Raw genomic sequence first — 17,260 nt, 5'->3', positions numbered from 1 at the left:
GAATCACTCCACAATGTAATGTTCAACTAAAGTTTGACGAACCTCTGCCAAGTGACAAGTCATTCTGTGCTCCGCTAAGGCTGAATCTTGCTGCTCAACAGCATTCAAAATGGCAATATGCTCATCCAGCAAGCGCTCCATTGTCTTTTCACGATTGTACAAATAAATGTGGCGCGTGCCTTTCATAGTCTGTTGAACCAAATCAGAAATATTGTGAAGCAGTTCATACAATAGTTCATTGTCTGAAGCTTTAGCTATTGCCAGATGAAAACGCAAGTCCGCTTCTTCTCCAGACTTATGTTTACGCATCGCCTGCGTCATTTCGTCCAATGCTAAGCGCATCTCATTCAGCAATTCATCCGTTCGACGTTCTGCTGCAAAGCGTACTGTAGAGAGTTCAACAACTTCACGCAATTCTAAAATTTCTTTGACGCGTTTCGGTGTTAGAGTTTGTGAGATAAAGTCAAACAATTGTGGTGTTTTCTGTTTAACAAATGTTCCATAGCCATGTTTGATTTCTACAAGTCCAATAATGCGTAAAGCGTTCAATGCCTCTCTGACCGAAGCATTACTCACGCCATATTCTTTTGCCAAATTTTGAATTGAAGGCAGGCGTTCTCCTTCTTGTAACACACCATTTTCTATTTGTTCAATTAATCTATTTGCAATTTGCTCATAAATTTTTGGGCTTGATATCTTCATCTTGTCCCTCCTTGTCACAATCTCTATTATTGTATCAAATTATGTAGCACTGATTGAATGGATTTTCTATTATGTAATATAATCGCAATATATGTTATATCCATCGATTTCTTTTATAATGGGTTCCTATTCTATTTAACACAGATATAAATCATAAAATAATGCTATACTATCCAAATATCTATTGCGTACAATATAGACATGCAGTGATAAATCATCTGTCATTTTATATCATATTGATTTCCAAATCTGTTCGTTTTTGTTAAGGTGGAGTATATATCGAAAGGAGTGCTCTCGATTGTTTAATTTTACAAGCAAGTTTTTACACAGTACAAAATCACAACGTAAAAAGTTATACAGTATGAACTTAGTCAATTTTGTCTTAATGTTACTACTGCTTAGCGTATCTGTTTTGCCTATCGGGCTCGTTTTTAATTTGTGGGCAATGGCATTTTTTACAGGTCAAGGAAATTCAACTGCGCTTATTCTGATGACGATTGGTTCACTGTTATTCATTGCATTGATTTTCTTGATGATTACGTTCCCACTCTTTACAGGAAGTGTGCGTTCGATATACCATGCAGTGTCGAAACATGAGCCAGTTAATTGGAAAGATCTATTTTCTACATTTAAAGGCAAGATTTGGCGTAAAAGTCTACTCGTTGGATTGACGACTGTTTTATTCATGTTCTTATTGTTCATTGTTGATTACTTTATAACAATGGGCTTACGTAATGCTTTCATGTCATTAGCGACAAATGACACCGCCATGATAATGCTATCATTTGTCATTTCTGTTATATCCAGCCTTTATATTTGGCTTATGGCTGTATTCTTGATTAATATGATTATTACATTTATCAAGCATCCCGAAGACAAAATACGCACATACCTAAAAACTTCATGGCGTACAATCAGAAATGGACAAAAAACATTTTTTACATTCTACATCGGTATCTTGTTGATTAACCTTGTATTATTGATCGTTGCTGGTCCTGTGCTTAATCTTGTGCAAATGAACCTTGCCCATATGTCACAGAATGCAGCGCAGATTATTTTGTGGGTGGTTAATGTGATATTCTTTATTATCCGCTATACTGTTTACTTCTTGATGATTGGTACAATCACAACGTACTATCATCAACAAGGTCGTAAAAACGCATAATTGCTTAATATAAACATACTAAGATTAGTGATGAAGCATAACCTTAGTATGTTTTTCTATTCTTATAGTTGATGTTTTAATAGTGCTTCTGCGAGAAAACGTGCTGCACCATCATGATTATTGTCCACACGTGTTTCATAAGCTGTCAATGCTTTAATACTGTCATTTGCATTGCGCATCGCTACAGTTACACCACCTACTTTAAACATCGAACGATCATTGTCACTGTCACCAATAACCAGTGTATCAGCAATATCAATATTAAAGTGACGACACATCTCTTCAATGCCCGTCCCTTTATTCACTTGATATGCCATCGTCTCAACATTATTTGGTGTGGACTGTGATACTTCGATTCTCAAAGTTTCCATTTGTTCTTTAATCATTTGACGAAATGCAGCTATTTTGTCTAAATCAGGATGAAACATATATATTTTAGAATACTTCAAACCTGCTGGAATGGCATCATACCACGTAAGTTTCCCCTCAACCGCTTCATGCCTTGACAGCCATTCACTTGCACCAACCGATTGCGGCTTATCTCCTGCTATTAGTTCTAACATCCATGATTGATCTGCCTTGCAAGAAAAACGTGACTGATTAAATGGGAAGATTTCATAGTAAATACCTTCTTGCTGTGCCTTTTTAACTATTGAACGTACACTCGCTTCAGCTAAACCATGCTGAAATAACACCTCTTCTCCAACATGTCCAATTGTACCATTTGAGGAAATGATACCGTCAAAAATCATTGTTTTAGGGACTAACAAGGAAATTTCTTCTTTTGCACGCCCTGTTGCTAAAAAGACTTTATAACCAGTCTTTCTTAATTGCGCAATAATCTCTGCTGTATAATCAGAAGAACGATTATTTTCACGCAGTATCGTACCATCCATATCTAAAAATATTGCTTTAACATGTTGCATATGCGACTGTTCCTTTCTATCAGAAGTCCTATCTTCTAAAGTGTGTCATTTTCTCTTGATAAAAGCAATCAAAACCCTTTTGAGCGACGAATCAGTTGATATCTTCCTTGCTGATATTGTAGCTGTACCGGCATACTGAATAGCTCTGTCAGCTGTGCACTGGTCAACGTGTCTTCTATAGCTCCTATCGCATGAACTGCCCCTTGCTTCAAGATGAGTGCATGTGTGAAGTCTGCTGTCACTTCTTCAACAAAGTGCGTCACATAGATAACCGCCATGTCTTGGTAATCATCATGCATATTCATCAACATATCTAGCAACTGTTCACGTCCAACGTAATCCAAACCATTACACGGCTCATCTAATATCAATAAGCGCGGACGAGTCACCAATGCACGTGCTAGCAACACACGCTGTTGTTCTCCAGTAGATAAGTGACCAAAGTACATATCTTCAAAATGCGACATACCAAAACGCTCAAGTATGTCTTTAGCAAGCTTAATATCCTCATCAGACGGTGTTTGATACACGCCAATCGACTTATAGATTCCACTCAACACAACATCACGAACAATCTCTCCCTCTGCGAAACGATCGCGCAAACTTCCGGATACATACCCAATCTGTTCTCGTACACACTGCGCAGAATAACCTTCCTGCCCGGGTGTCATGCCAAACAAACATATATCGCCTTGTGTAGCAAAATCATATGCAGTGATAATATTCAATAGTGTACTCTTACCAGCACCATTCATGCCGTAAACTAACCACTTTTCCCCAGATTGAATATGCCATGTAATTCCATGAAGTAACGGCTTTCCCCCTTTTTGCTTTACCATTTCTGTTAAATAAATCATTTATTGTCTCCCCTTATCCTGCTATTAAAAAGCTGATTTCATTGTACAATGAAATCAGCTAAACGTTGTTATTTTATTGGTTCTGCAAGTTATTCAACTGTTACAGACTTGGCTAAGTTACGTGGCTTGTCCACATCTAAGTCACGGTGAAGTGCCGCATAGTATGAAATTAATTGTAATGCCACAACTGATACTAATGGTGTCAATAATTCATGTACATGCGGAATCACATACGTGTCACCATCTTTTTCAAGACCTTCCATTGAGATAATACATGGATGCGCACCACGTGCTACAACTTCTTTCACGTTACCTCGAATAGACAAGTTTACATGTTCTTGTGTTGCTAACGCCACGACTGGTGTACCTTCTTCAATAAGCGCAATCGTTCCGTGTTTCAGCTCACCGCCTGCAAAACCTTCTGCTTGAATGTATGAAATCTCTTTCAACTTCAAAGCACCTTCTAAGCTGACATTATAATCAGCTGCACGACCAATAAAGAATGCGTTGCGTGTCGTTTCTAAGAAGTCTGTTGCAATCTGTTCCATTTTTGGTGCGTCATCAACAATGGTTTCAATGGCTGCTGTAACTTTTGCCAGCTCAGGTAACAAATCAACATTTGTTTCACGACCACGTTCTGCCGCAACTACTTGTGCCAAAATAGATAATACCGCAATCTGTGCTGTATAAGCTTTTGTTGAAGCTACTGCAATCTCAGGTCCAGCATGTAATAATAGCGTGTGATCTGCTTCACGTGATAACGTTGAACCCGCTACATTTGTGATTGTTAATGAACGATGTCCTAACTTTGTTGTTTCTACTAACACGGCACGGCTATCCGCTGTTTCACCTGATTGAGAGATGTAAATGAACAATGGACGTTCTGATAACAATGGCATGTTGTATACAAACTCTGATGATACGTGCACTTCTGTCGGTACGCCTGCCCATTTTTCTAAATATTCTTTACCAACTAATCCTGCATGATAGCTTGTCCCTGCTGCAATAATATAGATACGGTCAGCGCTTTGTACATCTTTAACAATCTCTGGATCGATGTTCAAGTTACCTTGTTCGTCTTGGTATGATTGAATGATACGGCGCATTGCAGCTGGTTGTTCGTGAATTTCTTTTAACATATAGTGGGCATAAACCCCTTTTTCAGCGTCTGAAGCATCAATTTCAGCTGTATAACTATCTCTTTCAACCACGTTGCCTGCTAAGTCTTTAATAACCACTTGGTCTCGTTGTACTAACACCACTTCTTGGTCTTTTAGTTCTTTGTATTCACTTGTTACTTGAATCATCGCCAACGCATCTGATGCAATAACATTAAAATTGTCGCCGATACCTACAAGCAATGGTGATTTATTTTTCGCTACATAGATAGTGTCCTTATCTTCACGATCTAACAATCCAAGTGCATATGAACCATGTAATAATGAAACCACTTTTGTAAATGCAGCTTCCGTTGTCATACCTTGGTTCGCAAAGTATTCCACTAATTGTACAATTACTTCTGTATCTGTTTCTGACACGAATGCCACATCTGGAATATACGTGTCTCTTAATTCCTCATAGTTCTCAATCACACCATTGTGTACAAGTGTATAACGTTCGCTTGATGATTGATGCGGGTGAGAATTTTCATAACTTGGCACACCATGCGTTGCCCAACGCGTATGTCCGATACCTGCTGAACCATCAATATCATTGTCAGCAGCCTTGCGCAATTCTGCGATACGTCCTTTTGCTTTAGTCACTGTAACATCCTTATCTTCACGTGTCGCAATACCCGCCGAATCATAACCACGATATTCTAGTTTTTCTAATCCGCGTAATAAAATCTCTTTCGCTTTTTCATGACCAATATAACCTACAATTCCACACATAAGTCTTTTCCTCCATTACAAAATAACGGTACCTCAAACTGTATTTTTCATGCGTACATTCTATTACAATATGTCTCGCTTAAACACACTTTGTGCATCGCTTTTCTTATTTTTTAATTGATTGGCGATCTTATTAACTTTGTCCAAAAGGTTGCCCTTCTGTTTTAATCAATAAGCTAACGAATGAGCCACATCCGGGATAGCATCCGCCGATCTAATTCGATCACTATCCTCCTCGTCTACAAACCTCCAAAGTCCATTTCGATACACATTCTGCTCTAATGCATATGTCCACAATCAACTTCTCTAGCTTGTACTGGCGCTTTAACTTCTACCTCACAATCCTCCTTATTTAGAATCTATCTCATTGTACACCGATAAAAACAATCAATGCAAATAAAACTATTATTTTCAGCATAAAACACAATAAAAATGTCCATATTTTCGTCATGAACTCCCGTTGCTATGCGCAAACTATATTTTGTCACTTTCTTCCTGCCAATTCAGTACTTTCTATTCATTGTAGACTTCCATATCCAGAACTTATGATGAAGTTAGAACGACATATTATAAATATGAAAGGATGATAACTACTATGTCGCAAAATAATACAACGACACACCAGCCAATGAAAGCACGTATTCAGCGTAATATCCAAGCATTTGGCTCTTTTCTGTCCAGTATGATTATGCCTAACATTGGGGCTTTTATTGCATGGGGACTCATTACAGCGTTGTTTATCCCTGATGGATGGTACCCAAATGAAGCGCTTGCTACAATGGTCGATCCAATGATCAAGTTTTTGATTCCATTACTCATTGCTTTTAGTGGTGGTCGACTTGTACATGATATTCGTGGCGGTATCGTTGGGGCAACAGCAACTATGGGGGTCATCGCCGCATTTCCAGACACACCTATGCTTATCGGCGCAATGCTTATGGGACCACTTGTCGGTTGGCTCATGAAGCAAGTCGATGCATATTTACAACCACGTACACCTAATGGCTTAGAAATGCTCGTCAACAACTTCTCAGCAGGATTCTTAGCATTTTTCATGACAATTCTTGGATTCAAAGCACTCGCACCAGTTGTTTCTGGGCTTATGCATATCTTAGGCATGGGCGTTGATTTCTTGATTGGGAAGCACTTATTGCCATTAGTCAGCATATTGATTGAACCTGCCAAAATCGTCTTTTTAAATAATGCCATTAACCATGGTGTATTAACGCCATTAGCGGCCAATCAAGTCAGTGAAGCCGGTAAATCAATTCTATACACTTTAGAATCTAACCCTGGTCCAGGTCTCGGCATTCTACTTGCTTACATGGTTTTTGGTAAAGGAACTGAAAAAGCTACGTCATATGGTGCTGCCTTTATTCATTTTGTGGGTGGTATTCACGAAATTTACTTTCCATATGTATTAGCACGTCCGTTACTTATCTTAGCTGCAATTGCAGGAGGTATGACAGGTGTTACAACATTTAGCTTATTTAATTTTGGATTAACAAGCCCAGCATCACCTGGTTCCATTTTTGCTTATCTTGCTGTTACACCTAAAGGTAGCTATCTCATCATGTTACTCGGCGTGTTCTTATCCACACTTGTAACATTCATCATTGCTAGTATCATCTTAAAATTCACTAAAAATCCAACGAAGAGTCTTTCAGATGCAACTGCACAAATGGAAGCAACAAAAGGCAAAAAATCAACTGTTAGCGGTGCATTAAAAGACAAAGATAACACACCATCAACTGATGAAACTGACGCAGAAACATTATTAAATCGCTACGACACGGAAAATGTCAGTGCACATAAATATCATCATGTTACAGAAGTAATTTTTGCGTGTGATGCAGGAATGGGTTCAAGTGCAATGGGTGCCAGCATGTTGCGCAAAAAGTTTGAAAAAGCAGGTATTAAAAACGTCACAGTTATTAATAAAGCGATTAATCAACTGACTGACGATGCACAACTCATTATTACACAGAAAAAATTAACTGATCGTGCAATTAAACAAGTTCCACATGCCATTCATTTATCCGTTGACAACTTTTTGAATTCACCACGTTATGAAGCATTAATCGAACAAATCAAAACGGATCAACAACTCTAAGCAAATAGTTCTGAAGCTGAGGCACTATCTGATTTACCGACGAGAACGAACCAGAAAAAAGATTGGCGCACCATTGTATCGAAGTTATGAAAGAAACAACTAAAACACGAAACACTGTTGTTAACAGACTGAAGTATGAATGTACTTATACAATTATTTCACACTTCTAGGTCACACTTTACTAACATGCGATTTCTGTAGCGCTAAGCTCTATCGAGTGCCTTGCTTCTCAAACACTAACATCGGTTTACCCTGTTCCGGATCCTACCGACCAACATCATGAAGTAACATATGATACTGATGCGTCATATCTAGGACGCAGTGTGCTCAATCTCATATTTCACCTATAACAACTAAGGGGGGATCACAATGGTTTACATGGGGATGAGAGAACGACAAATTTTAACAATTTTACTTAAAAACAGAGGCTATCCTGTCAACATATTCGATATCGCCCAACAATTAGCTGTCTCTTCACGCACCGTCCATCGAGAGCTTAAAAATGTCGATACAACACTTCATTCGTTTCAAATCACATTAAAACGTATCAAAAACAAAGGCATGTTGCTCGAAGGAAATGAGGCTTCATTTCAAAAACTCATAGAATCTTTAAATGCTTTAGAAGTTGTTGATCTGACACATGAGGAACAAAAAGTCATTGTATTATATGCCTTAATCCAAAGTAACGAACCTGTCAAACAGATTAGTCTAGCTTCAGAAATTGGCGCTTCACGTTTACAACTCTCTAAAGTTCTTGATGACTTAGCCGTAGACCTGCATCAATTTCATCTCAAACTTATACGTAAACGAGGCGAAGGGATATCAATTATTGGTAGTGAAATGCAAAAACGCACCTTATTAAGCCAATTAATGATGGAGAGGCTTAACAGTACTAGTGTTTATTCTGTCATTGAGAACCATTTTGTCTTTCAAACATTAAATCAAGAAAGATTACCAATGGTAGACATGAAAGACATATTCCAAGTTGAACGCCTCTTAATGGATGACTTAGAACAACTACCCTATACCTTAACAGAATCCAGTTATTTGGCACTTATCGTTCATATCGTACTCAGCATCGAACGCATGAAACACCAGCAATACGTTTCAGTTGAAGCCAATATTGTTGCTGAAGTTCAAGACACACTTGAATTTCAAATTGCAAGTAACATTGCAGAGCGGCTTAGTCAGCAATATCGCGTAACTTTCGATCAGTCAGAAGTGACGTTTATGACGATTCATTTGCGCGGGGCAAAACGTCGTGATGACAAAAATCTTCCAACACAAGAAGCCAATAGTGTACTCGTTAATCGCTTGATAGATGCCGTTATCGCACAAACATCCTATCAATTTGATGCACGTTCAGAACTAGAAGAGGGCTTATTGTTACATTTACCACCTGCCATCAACCGTATCCGCGCCAATATTAAAACACATAATCCAATGACGCAACGTATTCGTGACTCTTATCCAACACTATACACAGCAATTGCACAAAGCCTTGAACGTGAATTACCTGACTTAATATTTCCGGATTATGAGATTGCCTTTCTCGTCTTGCATTTTGGCGGAGCACTTCCCCGAAATAAGCAAGCCGTAAAGATTCTCGTCGTATGTAGCAGTGGTATTGGTACCAGCCGTATCTTAGCCAATCGTCTCCATGAATCTTTTCCAATGATAGATGAGATTGTTCAAGCTTCTGTAAGTACATTAAAAGCAGAAGACTTAACACAATATGATGCCATTATTTCAACAATTGAGCTAGATATATCAGCACCCTACTTAACTGTTAGTCCACTGCTTCCTGAACATGAATTGACTCAGACATCGACTTTTTTACAAGAACAATTATCTAACAAACGCCAACAATTGTTTACACAAAACAAGCAGCAGTCAACCTCACATAGTAATGAGCCATCACAAATCGATGATGTCAGTCAAAAATTTTGTCTGATCAATGAATGTCTTACACTGTGCGATAACTTAACTGTCTCATCTGTAAATTATTATGATTTGGGAAACTCACTTGCGCAGTATTTAAGTGAACAAGGCGTCATTGAAGATGTTACAAGATTCGGAACACTCTTAATAAAGCAAGACCATACACAAAGTTTTTCATTATCACCTTTTCCCGTGGCTATTCCACATCTGACAAATGAGCACATTATCAAGCCACATTTTAGCATCGGAATATTACAACATCCTATCACAACACGTGATCAGTCCGAGATTCGTTATGTCATTTGTGCAATGTTACCTCAAAATAGCCAACTCAAGCCATTAATTAGTCAATTATATAGCATTGTTACAGAACATTTAGATGCTATTGCCACATGGCTTGAACAGCCATTAGATGTCGAAAACACACTGAAACAACAAATTTTAACATTCATTAAACAAATAATATAGGAGTTGAATTATATTGGAAAACTTATTACGCCAAGAAAATATTTTACTGAATCAATCATTTCAGACACAAGAAGAAGCGATTAAACAAGCAGGACAATTACTCGTTCAAAGTGGTGCTGTTACAGAAGACTATATTCAAGCCATGTTAAATCGTGAAGCTATCGTATCAACTTATATGGGGAACTTCTTAGCAATCCCACATGGTACAGATGAAGCGAAATCTGCCGTTCTTGATTCAAGCTTATCTCTCCTTCAAATTCCTGATGGTCTAGATTGGAATGGCGAAGAAGTCAAAGTCGTTATTGGTATTGCTGGAAAAGATGGTACACATCTAGAGCTATTATCTCAAATTGCCATTGCATTTAGTGATGAAGACAATGTCGAACAAATTGTCAATGCACAAACAGCTGAAGAGATTAGACGTATACTTGAGGAGGCAGATGTATAATGAAAGCACTTCATTTTGGTGCCGGTAATATCGGTCGTGGTTTTATCGGTTTAATTCTCTCAAACAACAACTATCACATTACCTTTGCTGACGTTAACGAAGCAGTTGTTGATGCTTTAAAAACACAACAACAATTCAATGTTACCCTTGCCAACCCTGAACAGACAACGACAACTGTTACGAATGTTACAGGTTTACATTCTATTCAAGATCAACAAGACCTTGAAAAAGCAATTGAATCTGCCGACTTGATTACAACGGCTGTTGGCGTAAATATCTTACCAATTGTTGCTAAAACTTTGGCACCTATCCTAAAAAAACGTACAACACACGTCAATGTTGTTGCCTGTGAAAATGCCATTAATGCTACAGATAGACTCGCAGCAGCAATACGTGACCTTGTAGGGGATCTTCCAGAAAATATACACTTCTCCAATGCCGCTGTAGATCGAATCGTGCCTGCACAAACCCATGACAATATACTAGACGTTACAGTTGAGCCATTTTTTGAATGGGCCATTGAAGCACCTACTTGGTATGGCAAACAACTTGCAGATGTTACCTATGTTGATGATTTAGCACCTTATATCGAACGTAAATTGTTAACTGTCAACACTGGACACGCCTATCTCGCTTATGCCGGACAATATTACAATCATCAAACGATTCTAGAAGCAACCCAAGATACACGTGTTACGGAAGGCTTAGTTCGTGTACTAAGTGAGACAAGTCATTATATCACTTCTCAATTTGATATTGACATTAATACACAAGCACAATATCGCAAAAAAATCATTGAACGTTTCTATAATCCAAACTTATCAGATGATATTGTACGTGTAGGACGTGGCGTATTGCGTAAACTCGGTCCAGAAGATCGAATTATGAAACCGTTAAATGTACTTGTACAAACAGGACAGCCACATGACGAATTGAAAAAATTAGCTGCATTTGCGCTTGCCTATCAAGATGAACATGACGCTGAAACAATAGAAAAAGATAAGCAACTCGCTGACCAAGGTGCTACAGTATTTCTACAAAATCATTCACATGTTGACAAAACCACTGCTGAAGCTATCAATCGTATATACCAAGCTTTATAACAATCAGAAAGGAATGTAACATAATTGATGTACTGGGAGTAGGACAAGCATCTCATTTTTCAAAAAAGATTCCGTGTTCCCTACTCCAGTCAGCTACTGCTACTTACACTATTTTTCTTATGTTAGATAATATTTTTATTAATGTTTCAACCTAAAAGCAGTATTTGATCAATCTCTAACAGTTCCTACTACCAAGCCCGTAACATGGACTTTCACCATTGCCTATGACGGGCGCACTCAAAAACCCGTGACCTTTTATCAGATCACGGGTTCTTTCTTCTATACCATCACTTCTATAAGCCCATTTTTTCTTCTACAACGTCTGCAATCGTTTGGGCAAAACGTAATGCATCTTCATCTGTTTTCGCTTCAACCATGACACGTACAAGTGGCTCTGTACCAGATGGACGTACTAAAATGCGTCCTTCACCATTCATTTCCGCTTCAACACGTGCCATCACTTCTTTGACAGCATCATTGTCTTCTACACCATATTTATCAGTAACCCTTACATTTACAAGTGATTGCGGATATTTCTTCATTTGTGCGGCTAATTCACTTAACTTCTTACCTGAACGTTTCACAACCGCTGCCAATTGTACACCTGTTAGCAAACCATCACCCGTCGTATTATAGTCCATCAATACGATATGTCCCGATTGTTCGCCACCTAAGTTGTAGTTACCACGGCGCATTTCTTCAACCACATAGCGGTCGCCAACTTTTGTTTTATTCGACTGAATACCTTCTACTTCTAATGCTTTGTAAAAGCCTAAGTTACTCATAACAGTAGATACGATCATATTTTCATTCAACTCATGGTTTTTCGCCATTTCTTGTCCAATAATAAACATAATCTGGTCACCATCAACAATATTACCCGCTTCATCAACAGCAATTAAGCGGTCACCATCACCATCAAAGGCTAAACCAAAGTCACAACCTGCTTCTACAACTTTTTGAGCTAATGGCTCAGGATGTGTCGAACCTACACCTTCATTGATGTTATAACCATCTGGGCTACAACCAATCGTTACTGTATCTGCTTCAAGGTCACCGAATAAGAATGGTGCAAGTGCAGCTGTTGAACCGTGTGCACCGTCTAATCCAATCTTTAAGCCTTCTAAATTCACATCTACTGTTGACTTCAAATAACTCAAATATTTTTGTGCACCTTCAAAGTAATCTGAAGTATGAACAATTGCCGTACCTGTTGGACGAGGGAGTTCTGTTTCCGTATCGTCCAATAACGCTTCGATTTCTTGTTCTTGTTCATCTGACAACTTAAAACCGTCAGAACCAAAGAACTTAATACCATTATCTGCCACCGGATTGTGCGATGCAGATATCATTATACCTAACTCAGCTTCCATCTCACGCGTTAAATAGGCAACACCTGGCGTAGAAATAACGCCTAATCGCATTACTTCCGCACCGATTGACACAAGACCGGCAATTAAGGCATTTTCTAACATTTCACCAGAAACACGTGTGTCTTTCCCCACTAAAACACGCGGATGTTCTGTATGTGCATTATGTGCTAAAACATAACCACCATATCTCCCTAATTTAAAAGCTAACTCAGGTGTTAATTCTTGGTTGGCAACGCCTCTGACACCGTCTGTCCCAAAATATTTACCCATAATTCATATCTCCTTTATATCATCATTCAACTGAAATAGTAGCTGTTAACTCTGCTGGTTTAGCGTACGACACTTGGTTCGGTAAGTTCAATTTTACCGTCTTTGTCGTATGAGCCGCCACACCATTGACATCAACTTCTCCAGTTATTTCATCAATATCTTCTAACGCTTCTCGATTACCATAAATTTCTACTTGAGATTTATCTAGAGTGACATTGCTGATTTGGTAGCCATCAGCAGGTGTCCCCTTTTTCGTTAAGTTAACCTTTACTTTTTTATGATATGGTTCGACATCTACCGTTACATCGACAGTAGATGGATCTACTTCCACATCAAGCTTATTCATATTTTTATCAAAAACAGCAACATTTGCTTTAGCAGTAGTTTTTTGAGTAATTTGTAAGTCTTCTCTAAGACTTGCCTTCGCAAAAGCGATGCGGTCTAATTGTTCTTTGCCACCTATGACCTTAACTGTATGAACGCCTACTTCCGCATTGGAAATCTGGTAGTTTGGGTCAATCGCATATCGACTAATATTCGGTTCTACAACAACCTCACGTGTTTCTTTTTTCTCAATCGATAACGTGGCTTCTTTTGGATAGACACGATAATTAATATCTTTGTCTAAACCACGCACCTGAAATGCAACTGTTTGTTCACCTATATTTGCATCAGTCACATCTAACGTGACCTTATAGTCTTCTACCTTCTGTGCTTGTACCACCTTAGATTGCGGTCCGCTCAATTCAACATCTACCGTATCAGGTGCACCCGTCACATACAAATCCTTATTATTGTTGATAACTTCTACAGGTACATTTTTTATCGTTTTATGACCATCTTTAGCAATACTGTCTGATGAAAATGAATCACCAAGTACATTGTTAACCGATAAAAAGAGTAACACTGCTAATATCAAGGCAAAAAAACGCAAGCCCCATTTTGATTCAAACATTTAATTCACACCCTTCTTCACAAAGTGTGTTCCAAACCAATGTTCAGACAATAACTCTTCAAATACTTCCACTGAAATATCTTTGCGCAACTTACCATCAAAAGTTACCGAAATAGAACCCGTTTCTTCTGAGACAATCACCGTAAACGCATCAGATACCTCTGAAATACCTACAGCTGCGCGATGACGTGTCCCTAAACTTTTAGCAATTTTAGGACTATCAGATAACGGCAAATAACTTGCTGCTGTCGCAATCTTATCTCCTTGAATAATCATCGCACCATCATGAAGTGGTGTATTCGGAATAAACACATTCGTCAATAACTCTTGTGAGATATCAGAATGCATTGGAATCCCTGTTTCGATATAATCTTGTAAGCCTGTTTCCTTTTCAAAAACGATCAATGCCCCAATGCGTCGTTTCGCCATATATTGAACTGCCTTAGATACAGCTTCAACGAGCTTAGGTACCTCCTCAGAAGATGTCAGTGTATAACGTTTAAAGAAACTTCCACGCCCTAATTGCTCTAACGCTCTCCTAATCTCAGGTTGGAAGATAACAATGATTGCTAAAAAGCCCCATTGCATGACTAAATCAAATAATCTTGAAGTTGTTGTTAACTGTAAGAATTCACTAGCGGCTTTACCGATTAGAATGAATACAATTCCCTTTAATAACTGAATCGCTTTTGTCCCCTTAAAGACCACAATCAATAAGTAAATGACATACCAAACAATTAATAAATCTAGAATACCAGTGACAACTTCAAGCGTACTTAAGTTTGCAAAGAGATTTGAAATATGCATAGCATCTCCTCCGGTAATCTATTCCCATAAAATCTATTATAACAAGTATTATTGTATTTTGTCATATATCAATTGTCCAGATTATAATAATGTTTCACCGAAAAAAGATCCCAATAATGCTACCGCTTGTTCAGCTGTATGGTTACCTTGATCTAACAATGGGTTCACCTCAACTAAGTCCATAGAAGTAATCAATCCAGATTGTTGTAAAAGCTCCAAAGCAAAATGACTCTCGCGATAGGTGAGACCACCCGATACTTTCGTCCCTGTTCCAGGTGTTTCATGCGGATCTAACGCATCTACATCCAATGACAAATGTACGCCATCTGTTCGATCTTTTAAATATGCAATACTTTCTTGTATTACTTGATGAATACCTAATGCATCCACATCCGCCATCGTATATGTTTTGATGTGATGTTTCTTGATATATGCTCGCTCTCCATAATCCAAGTCACGCATACCTATCAATACTATTCGATCAGGGGTAACTTTGGGTGTAAACCCGCCTAATTCAACTAATTGTTGATTCCCTTCACCTGCAAGCACTCTTAATGACATACCGTGCACATTGCCTGATGGCGACTCTTCAGGAATATTCAAATCACCATGTGCATCATACCAAATCACACCCAATGATTGATAGTATTGACTTACAGCTGATATCGAGCCTATCGCTAAAGAATGATCGCCTCCAAGCACCACTGGAAAATGACCGGCCTCAATACTTTTTGAAACACGACGCCTTAATTCTTCATTGTAAGCTAAAATCTCTTCATAATTTCTCAAGCCTGATTGATCACTTTGAAAACGTTCTATATCTAAGCGTGGTAATGCAATATTCCCACTATCAATCACTTCATGACCAATTCGTTTTAGCCGTTCCACGACCCCAGCGTAACGTATGGCGTCCGGGCCAAAATCTACACCTAACTTTTGTTGTCCAAAGGCAACCGGTGCCCCTATTAATTCTATCTTTTTCTTCATTTTTTTATCCCCTTTATCTATATATTATGGTTGTAAAGTCCCCTTCAAAACAATCAACCATATTATTGTCAGAATAATCATTTTACAATATAAAATCAAGCACTATACATATGATGAGCCATCAGGATTTATCTAAATCGCTAAAATCTAAGTTTTAGATTCTACATCTTTTATGGTGGAATAGCATGAATGAATCATTCTTCCCTTTTCTTTCAAGTATGCAAAAAGCGCTCATGCCTCTATCATTTTAAGTGCCGAAACCCAAATTAAAAGAGATATGATGCGCCTATATGTAATGGTATCTTAAAATGTCTCAAAATTAAAGATGAATATTCAAATAGATCATATTGCTGAAGATGTGGAAGCTCGTGGTCAGCTTTCTAGGTTAATAAATGTATGATAAGGCTGCTAAATCTTTCTCAGTCTTACCTTGCATTTCTATTTATTCATTAGGAAACAATCAAGAAACGCGATACTATTCAAAAAGCGCACAATCGCAATGGACTGTACGCTAAATGAAGACAGCTTTTTCAACTTAGCTGGAATGATATTATAAATAAAACGAGGTCCTTAGAAGCTGAACAGCATATAAAATAAACCCTACCTCGATTGAGATAGGGTTAACAAGTGAGCCATAGAGGATTCGAACCTCTGACCCTCTGATTAAAAGTCAGATGCTCTACCAACTGAGCTAATGGCTCATATGGCTGGGCTAGCTGGATTCGAACCAGCGAGTGACGGAGTCAAAGTCCGTTGCCTTACCGCTTGGCTATAGCCCAATGATGGTGGAGGGGGGCAGATTCGAACTGCCGAACCCGAAGGAGCGGATTTACAGTCCGCCGCGTTTAGCCACTTCGCTACCCCTCCAAATATGTGTTTGAAAAGAAATGGTGGAGAATGACGGGTTCGAACCGCCGACCCTCTGCTTGTAAGGCAGATGCTCTCCCAGCTGAGCTAATTCTCCAAAAGTGACCCCTACGGGACTCGAACCCGTGTTACCGCCGTGAAAGGGCGGTGTCTTAACCGCTTGACCAAGGGGCCTTAATGGCTCCACAGGTAGGACTCGAACCTACGACCGATCGGTTAACAGCCGATAGCTCTACCACTGAGCTACTGTGGAATAATAAAATTACCTGGCACCGTCCTACTCTTGCGGAACGTAAGTCCGACTACCATCGGCGCTAAAGAGCTTAACTTCTGTGTTCGGCATGGGAACAGGTGTGACCTCTTTGCCATAGGCACCAGATAAAGTT

General features: G+C 38.8%; 13 protein-coding genes, 6 tRNA genes and 1 rRNA gene. 5 read left to right on the top strand and 15 right to left on the bottom strand.

The window, feature by feature from the left end; translation table 11 throughout:
- Positions 1-3: 3 nt before the first annotated feature.
- Complete coding sequence (locus NXS11_RS08825) at positions 4-702, bottom strand: FadR/GntR family transcriptional regulator (protein WP_259200619.1); 699 nt, start codon at positions 700-702, stop codon at positions 4-6.
- Between the two features lie 298 nt (positions 703-1,000).
- Here NXS11_RS08825 and NXS11_RS08820 point away from each other — a divergent pair, with 298 nt between their 5' ends.
- Positions 1,001-1,867: a hypothetical protein gene (locus NXS11_RS08820; protein WP_259200618.1), complete on the top strand. Its 867-nt coding sequence runs from the start codon at positions 1,001-1,003 to the stop codon at positions 1,865-1,867.
- A gap of 62 nt (positions 1,868-1,929) precedes the next feature.
- On the opposite strand, the gene NXS11_RS08815 is transcribed toward NXS11_RS08820, so the two are convergent.
- The 3 genes from NXS11_RS08815 to glmS all read right to left on the bottom strand — a co-directional run bounded on the left by NXS11_RS08815 (position 1,930) and on the right by glmS (position 5,542).
- A complete protein-coding gene (locus NXS11_RS08815) occupies positions 1,930-2,793 on the bottom strand; it encodes an HAD family hydrolase (RefSeq protein ID WP_259200617.1) in 864 nt (287 codons plus the stop codon).
- A gap of 68 nt (positions 2,794-2,861) precedes the next feature.
- On the bottom strand, positions 2,862-3,650 hold the full coding sequence (locus tag NXS11_RS08810; RefSeq protein WP_259200616.1) for an ABC transporter ATP-binding protein: 789 nt from the start codon (positions 3,648-3,650) through the stop codon (positions 2,862-2,864).
- A gap of 89 nt (positions 3,651-3,739) precedes the next feature.
- Entirely contained in the window at positions 3,740-5,542 is a 1,803-nt protein-coding gene (gene glmS, locus NXS11_RS08805; protein WP_259200615.1) for a glutamine--fructose-6-phosphate transaminase (isomerizing), read from the bottom strand.
- A 595-nt stretch (positions 5,543-6,137) separates the two neighbouring features.
- Between glmS and NXS11_RS08800 the strand changes: the two genes are divergently transcribed.
- From NXS11_RS08800 to NXS11_RS08785, 4 genes are all read left to right on the top strand, one after another.
- Positions 6,138-7,655, top strand: coding sequence for a PTS mannitol transporter subunit IIBC (locus NXS11_RS08800; RefSeq protein ID WP_259200614.1), 1,518 nt, complete (start codon positions 6,138-6,140; stop codon positions 7,653-7,655).
- A 369-nt stretch (positions 7,656-8,024) separates the two neighbouring features.
- Positions 8,025-10,064, top strand: a complete 2,040-nt coding sequence (locus NXS11_RS08795; protein ID WP_259200613.1) for a BglG family transcription antiterminator — start codon at positions 8,025-8,027, stop codon at positions 10,062-10,064.
- Positions 10,065-10,077: 13 nt separating this feature from the next.
- Positions 10,078-10,512, top strand: a complete 435-nt coding sequence (locus tag NXS11_RS08790; protein WP_259200612.1) for a PTS mannitol transporter subunit IIA — start codon at positions 10,078-10,080, stop codon at positions 10,510-10,512.
- Entirely contained in the window at positions 10,512-11,615 is a 1,104-nt protein-coding gene (locus NXS11_RS08785; protein WP_259200611.1) for a mannitol-1-phosphate 5-dehydrogenase, read from the top strand. The genes NXS11_RS08790 and NXS11_RS08785 overlap by 1 nt, the downstream gene beginning before the upstream one ends.
- A 293-nt stretch (positions 11,616-11,908) precedes the next feature.
- Here NXS11_RS08785 and glmM read toward each other — a convergent pair whose 3' ends face one another.
- The 11 genes from glmM to rrf form a co-directional block, all read right to left on the bottom strand.
- Positions 11,909-13,258: a phosphoglucosamine mutase gene (glmM, locus tag NXS11_RS08780; protein ID WP_259200610.1), complete on the bottom strand. Its 1,350-nt coding sequence runs from the start codon at positions 13,256-13,258 to the stop codon at positions 11,909-11,911.
- A 22-nt stretch (positions 13,259-13,280) separates the two neighbouring features.
- A complete protein-coding gene (locus NXS11_RS08775; protein ID WP_259200609.1) occupies positions 13,281-14,213 on the bottom strand; it encodes a CdaR family protein in 933 nt (310 codons plus the stop codon).
- Positions 14,214-15,020 carry a diadenylate cyclase CdaA gene (cdaA, locus tag NXS11_RS08770; RefSeq protein ID WP_259200608.1) on the bottom strand — a complete coding sequence of 269 codons (807 nt, stop codon included), beginning with the start codon at positions 15,018-15,020 and terminating at the stop codon, positions 14,214-14,216.
- An 81-nt stretch (positions 15,021-15,101) separates the two neighbouring features.
- A complete protein-coding gene (gene rocF / locus NXS11_RS08765) occupies positions 15,102-16,007 on the bottom strand; it encodes an arginase (RefSeq protein WP_259200607.1) in 906 nt (301 codons plus the stop codon).
- A gap of 628 nt (positions 16,008-16,635) precedes the next feature.
- Positions 16,636-16,708 (bottom strand) — tRNA-Lys (locus NXS11_RS08760).
- 3 nt (positions 16,709-16,711) lie between these two features.
- Positions 16,712-16,786 (bottom strand) — tRNA-Gln (locus tag NXS11_RS08755).
- 4 nt (positions 16,787-16,790) lie between these two features.
- Positions 16,791-16,874: transfer RNA gene (locus NXS11_RS08750), tRNA-Tyr, on the bottom strand.
- 21 nt (positions 16,875-16,895) lie between these two features.
- Positions 16,896-16,971: transfer RNA gene (locus tag NXS11_RS08745), tRNA-Val, on the bottom strand.
- Between the two features lie 5 nt (positions 16,972-16,976).
- Positions 16,977-17,048, bottom strand: a tRNA-Glu gene (locus NXS11_RS08740).
- A gap of 4 nt (positions 17,049-17,052) precedes the next feature.
- Positions 17,053-17,127 (bottom strand) — tRNA-Asn (locus NXS11_RS08735).
- Between the two features lie 11 nt (positions 17,128-17,138).
- Positions 17,139-17,253, bottom strand: a 5S ribosomal RNA gene (gene rrf / locus NXS11_RS08730).
- Between the last annotated feature and the right edge of the window lie 7 nt (positions 17,254-17,260).

The organism is Staphylococcus americanisciuri (genome assembly GCF_024814435.1).
In the GTDB taxonomy this organism is placed as follows: domain Bacteria; phylum Bacillota; class Bacilli; order Staphylococcales; family Staphylococcaceae; genus Staphylococcus; species Staphylococcus americanisciuri.
The sequence above is the reverse complement of the archived record's forward strand: the minus strand, read 5'-3'. Positions and strand labels throughout refer to the sequence as shown.